This is a genomic window from Aestuariibacter sp. GS-14, assembly GCF_006494365.1.
GTDB classification, from domain to species: Bacteria; Pseudomonadota; Gammaproteobacteria; order Enterobacterales; family Alteromonadaceae; genus Alteromonas; species Alteromonas mangrovi.
On sequence record NZ_VHIP01000022.1, the window covers coordinates 16847 to 30705 of the forward strand.

Annotated in this window: 15 protein-coding genes; 8 read left to right on the forward strand and 7 right to left on the reverse strand. The window is 48.6% G+C overall.

Annotation, left to right across the window (positions count from 1 at the left end):
- Positions 1 to 2 precede the first annotated feature (2 nt).
- The 3 genes from FJ444_RS20405 to FJ444_RS20415 are packed head-to-tail and all read left to right on the forward strand — an operon-like array spanning position 3 to position 3259.
- Positions 3 to 1265 carry an NAD(P)/FAD-dependent oxidoreductase gene (locus FJ444_RS20405; RefSeq protein WP_140961646.1) on the forward strand — a complete coding sequence of 421 codons (1263 nt, stop codon included), beginning with the start codon at positions 3 to 5 and terminating at the stop codon, positions 1263 to 1265.
- Complete coding sequence (locus tag FJ444_RS20410) at positions 1265 to 2002, forward strand: DUF1365 domain-containing protein (RefSeq protein ID WP_140961648.1); 738 nt, start codon at positions 1265 to 1267, stop codon at positions 2000 to 2002. The genes FJ444_RS20405 and FJ444_RS20410 overlap by 1 nt, the downstream gene beginning before the upstream one ends.
- A 3-nt stretch (positions 2003 to 2005) precedes the next feature.
- Positions 2006 to 3259, forward strand: coding sequence for a cyclopropane-fatty-acyl-phospholipid synthase family protein (locus FJ444_RS20415; RefSeq protein ID WP_140961650.1), 1254 nt, complete (start codon positions 2006 to 2008; stop codon positions 3257 to 3259).
- A gap of 37 nt (positions 3260 to 3296) precedes the next feature.
- Here FJ444_RS20415 and FJ444_RS20420 read toward each other — a convergent pair whose 3' ends face one another.
- The gene (locus FJ444_RS20420; RefSeq protein ID WP_140961652.1) at positions 3297 to 4232 is read right to left on the reverse strand and encodes a flagellar motor protein MotB; all 936 of its coding nucleotides are present in this window, start codon (positions 4230 to 4232) and stop codon (positions 3297 to 3299) included.
- 5 nt (positions 4233 to 4237) lie between these two features.
- Positions 4238 to 5002 (reverse strand): flagellar motor protein PomA, encoded by a 765-nt coding sequence (gene pomA / locus FJ444_RS20425; RefSeq protein WP_140961654.1) that lies wholly within the window; start codon positions 5000 to 5002, stop codon positions 4238 to 4240.
- A 232-nt stretch (positions 5003 to 5234) separates the two neighbouring features.
- Here pomA and xseB point away from each other — a divergent pair, with 232 nt between their 5' ends.
- From xseB to FJ444_RS20450, 5 genes are all read left to right on the forward strand, one after another.
- Positions 5235 to 5576 (forward strand): exodeoxyribonuclease VII small subunit, encoded by a 342-nt coding sequence (xseB, locus tag FJ444_RS20430; RefSeq protein ID WP_370298080.1) that lies wholly within the window; start codon positions 5235 to 5237, stop codon positions 5574 to 5576.
- Between the two features lies 1 nt (position 5577).
- Positions 5578 to 6468, forward strand: coding sequence for a (2E,6E)-farnesyl diphosphate synthase (gene ispA, locus FJ444_RS20435; RefSeq protein WP_140961656.1), 891 nt, complete (start codon positions 5578 to 5580; stop codon positions 6466 to 6468).
- Positions 6469 to 6502: 34 nt separating this feature from the next.
- A complete protein-coding gene (gene dxs, locus FJ444_RS20440; protein WP_140961657.1) occupies positions 6503 to 8368 on the forward strand; it encodes a 1-deoxy-D-xylulose-5-phosphate synthase in 1866 nt (621 codons plus the stop codon).
- A 95-nt stretch (positions 8369 to 8463) separates the two neighbouring features.
- A complete protein-coding gene (locus tag FJ444_RS20445; protein ID WP_140961659.1) occupies positions 8464 to 8889 on the forward strand; it encodes a MerR family transcriptional regulator in 426 nt (141 codons plus the stop codon).
- 106 nt (positions 8890 to 8995) lie between these two features.
- A complete protein-coding gene (locus FJ444_RS20450; RefSeq protein ID WP_140961661.1) occupies positions 8996 to 10234 on the forward strand; it encodes an NADH:flavin oxidoreductase/NADH oxidase family protein in 1239 nt (412 codons plus the stop codon).
- Positions 10235 to 10237: 3 nt separating this feature from the next.
- On the opposite strand, the gene FJ444_RS20455 is transcribed toward FJ444_RS20450, so the two are convergent.
- The 5 genes from FJ444_RS20455 to ribBA all read right to left on the reverse strand — a co-directional run bounded on the left by FJ444_RS20455 (position 10238) and on the right by ribBA (position 13839).
- Positions 10238 to 10726: a phosphatidylglycerophosphatase A gene (locus FJ444_RS20455; protein WP_140961663.1), complete on the reverse strand. Its 489-nt coding sequence runs from the start codon at positions 10724 to 10726 to the stop codon at positions 10238 to 10240.
- Entirely contained in the window at positions 10719 to 11693 is a 975-nt protein-coding gene (thiL, locus tag FJ444_RS20460; protein WP_140961665.1) for a thiamine-phosphate kinase, read from the reverse strand. The genes FJ444_RS20455 and thiL overlap by 8 nt, the downstream gene beginning before the upstream one ends.
- Before the next feature lie 62 nt (positions 11694 to 11755).
- Positions 11756 to 12178 carry a transcription antitermination factor NusB gene (gene nusB, locus FJ444_RS20465; protein WP_140961667.1) on the reverse strand — a complete coding sequence of 141 codons (423 nt, stop codon included), beginning with the start codon at positions 12176 to 12178 and terminating at the stop codon, positions 11756 to 11758.
- 11 nt (positions 12179 to 12189) lie between these two features.
- A complete protein-coding gene (gene ribE / locus FJ444_RS20470; protein WP_140961669.1) occupies positions 12190 to 12666 on the reverse strand; it encodes a 6,7-dimethyl-8-ribityllumazine synthase in 477 nt (158 codons plus the stop codon).
- A 72-nt stretch (positions 12667 to 12738) separates the two neighbouring features.
- Positions 12739 to 13839, reverse strand: coding sequence for a bifunctional 3,4-dihydroxy-2-butanone-4-phosphate synthase/GTP cyclohydrolase II (gene ribBA, locus FJ444_RS20475; RefSeq protein WP_140961671.1), 1101 nt, complete (start codon positions 13837 to 13839; stop codon positions 12739 to 12741).
- Between the last annotated feature and the right edge of the window lie 20 nt (positions 13840 to 13859).

Genomic DNA, 13859 nt, shown 5'->3' on the forward strand with positions numbered 1-13859 from the left:
TCATGGCAAAACGCATAGCAATAATTGGCACTGGCATCTCTGGCCTAACCTGCGCCTATCTGCTCAACCGACAGCACGACATCACGGTATTTGAGGCTAACGACTACATCGGCGGCCATACCGCCACTAAAGATGTATCGGTGAATGGCCAAACCTACGCCATCGATACCGGCTTTATTGTATTCAACGACTGGACTTATCCCAATTTCATAAAGTTGATGACACAGTTGGGTGTAGAATACCAGGCCACTGAAATGAGTTTTTCAGTACACCACGAGAAAACCAATATTGAATACAACGGCCATGACCTCAATACTTTGTTTGCACAGCGCCGCAATGTACTGCGACCAAAATTCTGGCGAATAGTCAGCGATATCGTACGGTTTAATAAAACCTGTAAAATGGTTTTAGAATCTGAGAAGCCCATTGACGGCATAACACTGGCGGCGTTTATTGCTGAACATGGATTTAGCGAGAGCTTCAGCGAACATTATATCTATCCGATGTGCGCGGCGATTTGGTCTGCTAGTCTGGAACAGACTAAGGCCTTTCCACTGGCGTTTTTTTTAAAGTTCTTTAATAACCACGGTTTGCTGAATATTACAGACCGTCCGCAGTGGCACACCATAAAAGGCGGCTCAAGAGCATACATTGAGCCGCTCACCCGAAGCTTTGCCGACCGCATTAAATTAAACAGCCCGGTCAAGTCAGTTACTCGCACAGACCAAGGTTTAAATATCACTATTGAAAACGGCGAATCCGGCATCTTCGATGAAGTTGTGTTTGCCTGCCACAGCGACCAGGCGTTACGTATGCTTGCTGAACCTTCGGACGCCCAAAAAGCGGTACTTGGCGCTATTCCCTATGCCGAAAACGATGTGGTGCTGCACACAGACACCAAACAACTTCCCGACCGCCAATTGGCGTGGGCTAGCTGGAACTACCGGTTAACGGGTTCAGCAGACGAGCAGGTCCGCCCTGCTGCGGTAACCTATAACATGAATATTCTGCAGCGTTTAATTACGCCTGAGACCTTTTGTGTCAGTTTGAACTCGCCCGCAATTAACCAGCAAAAGGTGTTGGGTGAATACCGCTACGCCCATCCACAATTCAGTGAGGCCATGGTTGCTGCACAGAGTAAACGCCATACTATCTGCGGCGTTGATCACATGCACTTTTGCGGGGCATACTGGTACAACGGATTTCACGAGGACGGCGTGCGCTCAGCGATCGACGTTTGCAAACGATTTGGCGAGGAATTGTAATGGAAAGCGCCTTGTATACCGGGAAGGTATTACATCAACGCTTTACGCCCACACAGCACGCGTTTTCCTATGGCATTGCCATGATGTGGCTACAGTTGGACGAAGTGAATCAACTGACCCATACTGTGAAAGGGTTTTCAAATTGCCGTCGTGCAGCATTTGAGTTTCGCCGAAGCGATTACCTTGGTGATCCAACTCTGCCACTTAAGCAAGCGGTGCTGCATCGCATCAATGAACTGCATGATGAGCCCGATCTGTTAAGTGGCGATATTTTTTTATTAGGCCAGGCCAGACATTTTGGTTTGTACTTTAGCCCGGTTAACTTTTACTTTTTACGCAACAGGCAAACAGGGACATTCACACATATGCTTGCAGAAGTAAGCAATACGCCATGGAATGAACGGCACCACTATCTGGTAGACCTTGCAGTACAGGCCGATACAGTAAAAGCCTTTCATGTATCGCCATTTAACCCAATCGACATGGTGTATCGCTGGCACATTCAACAGCCATCCGAGTCGTTCTCTGTTGGGTTAAGTTGCTATAAAGGCAACAAACATTTCACCGCCATGATGCATTTAGTGCATCAGCCATTGAACTCAAATTCAATTTTGAACGTAATCAAATCTATACCGAATATGACACTCAGAACTGTCGTCGGAATCTACTGGCAAGCTGCTAAACTATGGATAAAGCGTACGCCAGTATATTCATATCCGATAAATAGTCAGGAATAAACCATGGCCAACAGTGAATCAGCTCTTTACCCAACACTTTCGTTTTCATCGTTCGATAAAACATGTCGTCAAATATTTATTTCTTTAATGCAAACTCTGCCGGAGGGCTATCTTGTTATTAAAGAAAACGATGTGGTTATTGCTCAGTGCGGAAACAGCAGCAGCGATTTGCACGCGGAAGTGAATATACATTCGCCAAAAACATACAAAAAGTTACTGTTTGGCGGCAGCGTTGCTTCGGGTGAAACCTACACAGATGGCATGTGGAGCAGTCCGGAGTTAACCAATGTTATTCGGTTATTTGCCCGCAACCTGCCCACCCTTGACCGCTGGGAATCCCGTTTCAGCTGGTTAACATTTCCATTGGACAAAATCATGCATTTGAAACGTCGGAATACGCATGATCAGGCTAAAAAGAATATTGCAGCGCACTACGATCTGGGTAATACACTCTATACTCATTTCCTTGACGAAAGCATGATGTATTCATCAGCTATTTACCCAGACCCCAATGCGTCGCTCGCCCAAGCGCAGCAGCACAAATTAAAAACCATCTGCGACAAACTACAACTTACTGAATCTGACCATCTTATTGAAATCGGTACCGGTTGGGGTGGTCTGGCCGTGTTTGCGGCCAAACACTACGGCTGTAAGGTAACCACCACGACCATTTCTGAGGAACAATACGCTTATGCCACTGAATGGGTGAAAAAAGAAGGCCTTGAGCGTCAGGTTACGCTTTTGAAAAAAGACTACCGTCTGTTGGAAGGGACATATTCCAAACTGGTATCGATTGAAATGATTGAAGCGGTGGGCAAACCTTACTTAAACCAGTTTTTCAGCAAATGCGCCAGTTTGCTCAAACCCGATGGGTTGATGTTACTGCAATCCATCATCATTGATGACCGTCGCTACGACACCTACCAAAAAGGCGTGGATTTTATACAGAAGCACATCTTTCCTGGTGGCTTTCTGCCCTCACAATTGACTCTGAACGATCACATTAAACGCGCCAGTGACTTGTCTATTAGGGACTTACACGACATTGGTCTGGATTACGCTGCAACGCTCAGAGACTGGTTTGAGGCGTTTAGTGCTGCCCGTCCAGCGCTGGCTAAGCACGGCTATGATGACCGCTTTGCCCGGATGTGGGAGTATTACCTGAAATACTGCGAAGGCGGCTTTCTCGAACGCACCATCAGCACCGTGCAGTTGGTGTTAAGCAAACCCCGCTTTGAAGCACAAATGGCCCGTTAATGGGCCATTTTGTTTTTAAACAAAGGAGTGAACAAGGTTAACTGCCAGCCTGTTCAAGCACTGATATAGGCTTAGAACGAATGGGCTCACCCTGATTGATATTGATCTCAACCCGGCGATTGCGCGCTCGCTCTTCGGCGGTGGTTGGCTGTTCTACCAAAGGCTGTGTAGACGCCTTACCCACCACTGACATTCTCGATTCATCAAACCCCGATGCTAACCGAATTTCTTCTGCCACCGCCACCGCACGCTGAGCAGAAAGATCCCAGTTAGAACGGTACAATTCATTTGAAATCTGCTGGCTGTCACTGTGCCCGGACACTTCAATCTGACCCGGCATGTCTGCCAGTATCTCGCCTATTTTTCGAATAATAGGTTTAAACTGCGGTTGCAGGAAAGCAGACCCAGCAGAAAAAGAGCCGTTTTCGCGAATCCGAATAGTGATTTGTTGCCCAAGGGATTCCATTTCAATAGAGCCATCCAGAATTTGCTTCTGTAATTGCTGGGCCACTTTCTTCATCATTTCAGCAATTTGTTCCTGGTTTGCCGCTTGCTGTGTAGACGCAGATTGATCAGTAGACGTTTGCTGAGACTGACCACCGCGCTGGGTACCACGCTGCTTCTGCCGGCCACCGGCGGAATCTTCGTCCCCCGCCTGAAACTCCAGCATTTGTTGGGTCATATCGATGGTTTGCTGCTGAATGGTATCGATGGGCGTGGGATCGGGGCGCCCAGGACGAAACTCCATGGCAATCACGCTGGTACCTTTCGGAATATCTTTTACTTCGATTTTATTCTGTACACCAAAGGCAAATTTCATCGAGCCAGCAATTTGCTTGAATTTGAGTACATCCATTTCAGAAAAGGCAAGCAGCAGCACGAAAAAGCACATCAACAGCGACATCAGATCCGCAAAAGTACCCATCCAGGCAGGAAGGCCCGGGGGTGGACATTTAGGACATTCTTCAGCCATTTTAGTTACTCATCCTCGCCGCCAGCATTGCGCTTACTCGCCGCCAGATAGTTTTTCAGAATCCCTTCAATGACGCGCGGATTCTGACCGTCCGCAATCCCTACAATGCCATCAAGGATAAGAGACTGATTCAGCTTCTCTTCACCCAGCCGGTTAGTTAACTTGGCGGCAATGGGCAAACAAATAACGTTTGCCAAGAATGCACCATACAGTGTTGTCAGCAAGGCTACCGCCATCGCGGGGCCGATAGCTTTAGGATCATCCATGTTAGACAACATGGCTACCAGTCCAATCAGGGTTCCGATCATACCCATTGCCGGCGCAATATCGCCCAAGCCTTTAAATATCGATACCCCAAATTCGTGGCGTTCTGTGGTCATGGAGATATCTTTTGCCAGCGTTTCACGTACCACGTCGATGTCGTGACCATCCACCAGCATATCCACGCCTTTTTGCATAAATGGATTGGCGATTTCTGCTTCTTCCAAAGCAAGGAATCCCCCTTTACGCGCGGCATCAGCCATTTCCACCACTTTTTCGATAAGCTCTTCCGGCGTATCAATCTTAAACATAAACGCTTTGGCTGCAATTTTACCTGCGCCAAAAAATTGCCCCAGCGTAAACTGAGACATAACAACAAACAAACTACCGCAAAATACGATCAGTACAGACGGAACATCCGCGAACATGCTGAGGTCGCCCCCTAGGATCATGGCCATTACGATGAAGCCAATACCACCTAACATGCCGATTAAGGTTGCTAAATCCACTTGTATCCCTCAATTCACTTTTTATGTTTGATGCGTTTTGTTATGGGTAACTATAGCTGCAAAACGTTGCAGCAGCATGTCGGTTTGGGAAATTTAATCTGCCACCGGCATGAACGCTATGTAATTGGTTTTCAGTCATTCTATCGGCAGATAAAAAATTTTCTACACCAGAAATTCGTTGTTTGCGATTACCGTGAGAATTATGTCGGGAAATTACAGACAGGTTGCATCAATGCAAAATATCACCAGCGTGACTGCAAACTATTTGACCCGTATGCGCCCCTCGGTTAATGTGCCCTCTTTATTTGGCAACAGAGAGATAACCGTGAGCGACAAAGCCTCCGATACGTCCCCGACATTTGAGCAATCCTTGTCTGAGCTTGAACAAATTGTCAGCGAAATGGAACGTGGCGATTTGCCTCTGCACGAAGCACTTAAGAAATTTGAACGCGGTGTCGCTTTGTCGCGTTTGAGCCAACAAGCGCTGTCCGAAGCCGAACAAAAAGTAAAAATCCTTACTGAACAAGGTAATACTGCGACGTTGCAGGATTTCAACCCAGACGACGAGCTGTAATATGTCGCTCCACGCAATTCAAACCACTGTTCGTCAGCAGGTAGACGAAGCCTTATCGGGGCTCATTCATGCGCTGCCTGGTCATGCCCCTGAATTAAAAGCGGCTATGCTGTACGCGCTTACCGTTGGCGGCAAGCGTATGCGCCCGTTATTGGTTCATTTAACCGGCAATATGCTGGATTTGCCTCGCACAGACCAACTTACCATCAGTATGGCTATTGAGTGCATTCACGCCTATTCGCTGGTACACGATGACCTGCCTGCCATGGACGACGACGACTTGCGTCGGGGGCAACCTACCTGCCATATCAAATTTAATGAGGCGACGGCCATATTAGCGGGTGATGCCCTGCAAACCCTGGCATTCAGTATACTGGCTGAACAACCTCTCAGCCGCTATGGCGATAAAAAACGCGCCACGCTCATTGCCAGCCTTGCCAAAGCGTCAGGTTATCTGGGTATGTGTGGCGGCCAGGCAATAGATTTAGCTTCCACCGGCCACACCATTACCCTTGATCAACTAAAGCAGTTACACCGTCTAAAAACCGGCGCGTTGCTAACCGCCTGCGTAGACATGGCCTGCAAAGCCAGTGAAGCCATTACACCTGATAGCCATCGCTTGCTATGTGAATTTGCAGAATTGATAGGTTTGGCATTTCAGGTACAGGACGATATTTTAGACCTGACCGCCAGCACTGAAACATTGGGTAAACCCAACGGTTCTGATGTTGCACTGGGCAAAAATACCTTCCCGTCGTTATTGGGATTGGAGCCATCCAGACAAGAATTGGCAAAATTGCACCAACAGGCGCTTCAAGCCTTGGACGCTTTGCCCTACAATACAGACTACTTAGTGGCGTTTACCGATTTAATGGTTAATCGCGACCATTAATCCGCCAAACAGATACAGTATAAATATAACCAGAATGACTTTAGATTTAGCGCACTATCCTACTTTGGCCCAGGCCCGTTCACCGGACGCACTTCGCAAGCTCCCTCAAGACAAGCTGCGAGCCCTTTCCGATGAACTACGTCAGTACTTACTTACCTGCGTAAGTCAGTCAAGTGGTCACTTTGCATCGGGACTTGGCACGGTAGAATTAACCGTTGCATTGCACTACGTATACAACACCCCGTTCGACCGTTTAATCTGGGATGTGGGCCACCAGGCTTATCCCCATAAAATTTTAACTGGTCGAGCCGAGCAGATGGCTACCATTCGTAAGAAAGACGGTCTGCATCCATTCCCCTGGCCACCTGAAAGTGACTTCGACACCTTTGCCGTGGGCCATTCTTCCACATCTATCAGTGCCGCTTTAGGCATGGCTATCGCTGCTGAGAAGGAAAACCAGGGGCGCAAGGTGGTTGCTGTAATTGGCGATGGGGCGATGACCGCAGGCATGGCATTTGAGGCTATGAACCACGCTGGTGACATCAGCAAGGACATGGTTGTGGTGTTAAACGACAACGAGATGTCGATCTCTGAAAACGTTGGTGCGTTAAATAGCCACCTTGCCCGCCTGTTAACCGGTAATTTGTTTAACAGTATTCGCGACGGCGGTAAAAAGCTGCTCAGCAACGTGCCGCCCATCAAAGAATTCGCCAGCCGTGCTGAAGAACATATCAAAGGCATGGTGGTTCCCGGCACTATTTTTGAAGAGTTGGGCTTTAACTACATTGGCCCGATTGATGGCCACGACATCAATGGTGTAGTAGACACACTACGCAACATGCGCCGCTTCAAAGGCCCGCAATTGCTGCATGTCGTTACCAAAAAAGGCAAGGGTTACCCCGAAGCTGAAAAAGACCCAATCAAATTCCACGCCGTTCCTAAATTTAATCCGGCCGATCAGGCTCTGCCAAAGTCTGCTGCGTCAAAGCCCTCCTATTCGGCCATTTTTGGCGAGTGGTTGTGCGACATGGCGAAAGCCGATCCCAAGTTAATGGCAATAACCCCTGCCATGCGCGAAGGTTCAGGCATGGTAGCGTTTTCTCAGCGCTTCCCTGAGCAGTATTTCGATGTGGCAATAGCTGAACAACACGCGGTGACACTTGGCGCAGGCATGGCGAAAGAAGGGTTAAATGCCGTAGTAGCTATTTATTCAACCTTTTTGCAGCGTGCTTATGACCAGTTGATCCACGACGTAGCGTTGCAGAATCTACCCGTGTTGTTTGCCATTGACCGCGCAGGTGTTGTCGGCGCTGATGGCCCAACGCACCAAGGGGCGTTTGATATTGCCTTCCTTCGTTGTATTCCCAATATGATTATTATGACGCCAGGCGACGAAAACGAATGCCGCCAAATGCTGTATACCGGACATATTGCCAACCAACCCGCAGCGGTTCGCTATCCTCGTGGTGCCGGTAAAGGCATTACACCTGAATCAGTAATGACCGCACTGCCAATTGGTAAAGGTCGAACAATGCGTGAAGGCAAGCGCGTAGCACTGCTTAATTTTGGTACACTGCTCCCTTATGCGGAAAAGGCGGCAGAAGCGCTGGATGCGACACTCATCGATATGCGTTTCGTGAAACCACTGGACACTGAAATTCTGGATACGCTGCAACAAGATCATGATCTGTTCGTAAGCATAGAGGACGGCTGCATTATGGGTGGTGCTGGCAGTGCAGTTGCAGAATATGTACTGCAAAAACAATACAGTACCAAATTGCTGCAAATTGGTTTACCCGACAGCTTTATTTTGCAAGGCACACAGGAAGAAATGTATGCCGAGTTGGGTATTGATGATGCCGGTATCGTTAAGCAGGTAAAGGCATTCACACAAGCCTGAACCACACAACACCATTATGCTAAAGGGTATGTGTAGTCACGTACCCTTTTTTATTGCCTTGTTTTATTGGCTTAATTTATTGGTTTGGTTGGCAAATGAAAAAAGACAAATCTGATTTAATGCGCATTGGCCAGCTTGCCTCATTAACGGGTTTGAGTACGTCTAAAATCCGCTTTTACGAAGATACGGGGCTACTCATACCGGCAAAACGCACCGCCGCAGGTTACAGGTTATACAACCAAGCCGCGCTGTTAGTATTGGATCTCATCCAACGAGGCCAGCAAGCCGGATTTGGCTTAAAGGACATGAAAGCCCTGTTACCCGATGAACAGGGAAAATGGCAAAAAGCATCACTTATCGCTGCGCTTGAAAGCAAGATACAGGACATAGACGCCATGCAGACCACCCTGACGGCTAACAGGCAGCGTCTTGAATCAGCGCTGAATCATATTGTAAATCAACCGGATAATACCGACTGTACAGACAATGCCAGAACGGTGGTTGAACAATCGCTTAAATAATGTAAGAACTGGCTTGACCTTCAAGTTAACTTTAAGCTTACAGTAATCTCAAGATCACTAACCAAACTGTCGTGCAATCCGTTCGCACAGTCACAATGAGATACCTATGACGCTGTTTACGCCACTTACACTGCCCAACGGCACCCTGTTACCCAATCGCATTGCTAAGGCGGCAATGGAAGAGAATTTAGCTTCATTCGACAATGCCCCGTCCCAGGCATTGTTCACCCTGTATGACACCTGGGCAAAAGGCGGCGCAGGACTGATTATTTCAGGGAACGTAATGATTGAGCGCAGGGCCATGACCGGCCCAGGCGGTGTAGTGCTGGATAACCTATCTAATCTGAACCTGTTTAAACACTGGGCCCAAATTGCACAATCGAACGGTGCTCAGTGCTGGCTACAACTGAATCATCCGGGCAGGCAAATGCCAAAGGACATGGGGCAGACCACTTATGCCCCTTCAGCCGTTGCGCTGGATTTAGGCAAATTTTCCAACCGCTTCAGTGTTCCACAGGCCATGACCGACGCGCATATAGAAACGGTAATTCAACAGTTTGCTCACTCTGCAAAACTAGCGGAAGACGCCGGATTCAGTGGTATACAGATCCACGCTGCACACGGTTATCTGCTGAGCCAGTTTTTGTCACCACTCACTAACAAACGAACCGATCAGTGGGGTGGCAGTATCAGTAACCGTGCCCGGCTATTACTGCTCGTAATACAAGCGGTAAAAGCCGTTGTACGTGCCGGCTTTGCCGTTTCGGTAAAACTAAATTCGGCAGATTTTCAGCGCGGCGGCTTTTCCAGCGACGATGCAACCGCCGTAGTGCAGATGTTAAATACCGAGAGAATTGATTTACTAGAGCTTTCCGGTGGTAGTTATGAAGCCCCTGCCATGCAGGGAGAAGCGCGAGACGGAAGCACACTGGCCAGAGAAGCCTACTTCCTGGAATTTGCAAAAGCACTCCAACAACACGCCACTATGCCGGTAATGGTAACCGGAGGAATTCGGCGAAAAGCCGTTGCGGAACAGGTGTTATCCAGTGGCATTGATATGGTGGGTATTGCTACTGCACTGGCAATAGAGCCTGCCCTGGCGACTGTCTGGCAACAAAATGAAACTACCTCCCCTGCAATGCCTGTAATCCGCTGGAAATCCAAACCAATGGCGTCACTGGCCACGATGGCAATGGTGAAATATCAGCTTTCCCGGCTGAGCAGAGGTAAGCCGAGCCAACAGAGGGTATCACCGATTTGGGCACTGCTACTCCAACAATTCAATAATTGGCAGCGCACACGCCGTTATCGCCTGGCAATGCAAGACACGCAGAAGGGAAAATAAAGGTTATAATGTGCCAGTTAACCACAACAATCCGTGCAGACAGGCACACGCCATCAGGCCTGCAATGATGTCGTCGAGCATGATGCCCAGTCCGCCACTCAGGTGTTTGTCGATGGGCCCGATTGGCCAGGGTTTCAGAATGTCAAATACTCGAAACAGCACAAACCCCACCAACAATGTGGAAACGGATAAAGGTACCCACATAAACGTTAGCAGAATACCGGCCACTTCGTCCCAAACAATCGAACCATGATCGTGTACCTGCATATCTACTGCGGTTTTACCGCAAAGATAGATACCCGCCACACTGGCTAATACAGCAGCGATGAACAGCGCATAACCAGGCATGAATAAAAACGGGATCAACAGGGGCATGGCAGCCAGAGAGCCAAAGGTGCCAGGCATAAGCGGGATCAGGCCACTGCCAAATCCAAGCGCCAGAAAATGGACCGGATTTTTAAGCGAAACGCGTTGCCGAAGCTGCTTATCCATGATCGAACTGATGTTCGTAGCCGGCTTTTTCAGGCAGAGAATAACGCTCGTCGTATAAGCGTAAATCGAGCTGGCCGGCATGACCAGTGATTTGTCCTATACATGTGGCCTTTACGTTCGCATTGGCCAGCGACGTTTCCAAATTGCCACGCTGTTCTTCATTAACCGTGAATATCAGCTCGTAATCATCGCCTGCGGTAAGTGCATAGCGATAAGCGGCCTGAGCACCGACGGATTCAAATAACGCAGGGGAAACAGGTAGTCTGTCAACATGAATGGTCGCCCCACAGTTTGAAGCCGTGAGGATATGTTTCAGATCAGAAACCAACCCATCCGATACGTCTATACATGCATTGGCGGTGCGACGAAGGGCCGTACCGGCCATTACCCGTGGCGTGGGAAAATAATGGCGGTTAACCAAGTAGTCACGGTGACGTGCAGGCACAGTTATGGTGTTTTGTAGGATATCGAGACCGGCTCCCGCGTCACCAAGGCACCCGGTAGCATAAATCCAGTCGCCGGGTTTAGCGCGGCTGCGTCGTAATTCATTGTTTGGTGGTATGAAGCCTTGTGCGGTGATCGTCATGGCCATTGGGCCTGCAACAGTATCACCGCCTATTAACTGCACAGAATAGTACTCTGTTAGCTCGTAAAGTCCGCGGGCGAACTCTTCAAGCCAGGCTTCATCGCAATGTGGTAACGATAATGACAAGCTGATCCATGCAGGCTCAGCACCCATGGCAGCAAGATCACTCAGGTTCACCGCAACTGCTTTATAGGCAACCGAACGCGCTGGTGCATCTGTTAAAAAATGCACACCCGCAATGAGTGTATCGGTAGTAACAGCGAGATGCTGGTTTTCAGGTACTTTAGTTACGGCACAATCGTCGCCAATACCTACCAACACATCTTTGCGCGTGTGACCACCATGCGCAAAGTACCGCTTTATGAGATCAAATTCTTTCACAATTGTCGATGCAATATCTTAAGTGAATCACGATCAAGCATGACTTAGCATGAAACTAACCGCTAGCCACGCTCGTGAGGACGCAAAGAGCGTACAGCCTTGTCGAGGGCGCCGTTAACAAATTTGTGGCTTTCTTCTGCACCGAACGCTTTGGCAAGCTCAATCGCTTCGTTTATAACAACTTTGTATGGGACATCAATCTGCTGAGTTAGTTCAAAGGTTGCCAAACGCAAAATGGCTTTTTCAATCGGGTCGAGTTCTTCGGGTAATCGGCCAAGATAGGGACGAATTTTTTCGTCCAGCTCAGCCGCATTTTTAACAACACCACGCAGTAATGTCTGAAAAAAGCTCATATCCACTTTTTTCATGTCATTACTGGTAGCGAGCGCAAGCTCAACCTGTTCTACAGCGTTGCCGCTCATTTGCCAGGAATAGACACCCTGGAGTGCCAGTTCACGGGCGCGACGGCGAGGAGATACTTTCACAAATCGCCCCTTTACGCTAAATCGTCAAGCGCTGACATGACATTGACCATTTCCAATGCGCCAAGTGCAGCCTCAGAACCCTTGTTACCCGCCTTGGTACCAGAACGTTCAATTGCTTGTTCAATAGAATCTGTGGTGATCACACCAAACGAAACCGGAATGCCGTACTCTAACGACACCTGAGCCAGGCCCTTGTTACATTCGCCAGCAACGAAATCAAAATGTGGCGTACCACCGCGGATCACCGCACCAATGGCAATGATGGCATCAAATTTCTTGGATGCAGCCAGTTTTTTAGCGGCAACAGGTAATTCATAGGCACCCGGAACACGTACCAGGGTCACATCATCATCGCTGACTTCACCGTGACGCTCAAGCGTATCAAGCGCACCTTCCAGTAAGCTTTCTACAACAAAACTGTTAAAACGTGACACAACAATGGCAAATTTTTTACCGGTTGCGCGAATATTACCTTCGATTACCTGCATAGCCCCAATCCCGTAAGAATCCCGTAAGAAAAACGGCGCGAAGTATACCACAACAGCGCCAAAACCCAATCGTTAGTCGTGAATATACTCAACAACTTCCAATCCAAAGCCAGACAACGCGTGATATTTGATTGGCTTGCTCAGCAAACGCATTTTCTGCACACCCATAGCGGCTAGAATTTGACTGCCGACACCCACGGTACGCGAAGAACCCTGCCAGTTTTTACCCACCGGCTGTTCACCGCGATCTTCTGCTGCAAAACGTTTGAGCTGTGCCTCCAGATCTTCTTCTTTACCGAGCAAAACCAGGATACCGCCTTCATCAGCAATTTGCTTCATGGCGTCCGGCAGCGCCATAGAGCGTGAAATGCCACGCTTTGAACCCAGAAGATCGCTTAGCGTATTATGCAAATGCACACGCACCAGAGTTGGTGTGTCGGCTGACACATCGCCTTTTTTCAACGCGAAGTGCAATTGATTGTCGATGACATCTTTAAAGGTGTGTAATTCAAACTCACCAAATTGGGTAGGCAGCTTACAGGTAGCGACTTTCTCGATCGTCGTTTCGTTTAAGTTACGATACTCAATTAAATCGGCAATGGTGCCAATTTTTAAGCCATGCTCCTCGGCAAATTTTTCCAGCTGTGGACGGCGCGCCATGCTGCCATCGTCATTCAGGATCTCAACGATCACCGCAGCAGGTTCACAGCCAGCGAGTCTGGCCAGGTCAACGCCCGCTTCGGTATGACCGGCGCGATTAAGTACTCCGCCTTCTTTAGCAATAAGTGGAAAGATGTGTCCGGGTTGCACAATGTCAGTAGCCTGCGCATTTTTAGCAACAGCCGCCAGAATAGTTGTCGCGCGATCCGCAGCTGAGATCCCGGTGGTGACACCTTCTGCCGCTTCAATAGATACGGTGAAATTGGTAGAAAACTGCGCTTCGTTTTTATCTACCATAAGCGGTAATTTTAACCGCTTGCAGCGCTCTGCTGTCATGGGTAAACACACAAGACCACGAGCGTGCTTAACCATAAAGTTAATGGCCGCCGGTGTAACGTGCTCTGCCGCCATGATTAAATCGCCTTCATTTTCGCGATCTTCGTCATCCATCAGGATAACCATCTTGCCTTGTTTAATATCTTCAAGGATTTCTGCAGTGGTATTGAGTGCCATAATCGTTCTTTTGTGTAGGG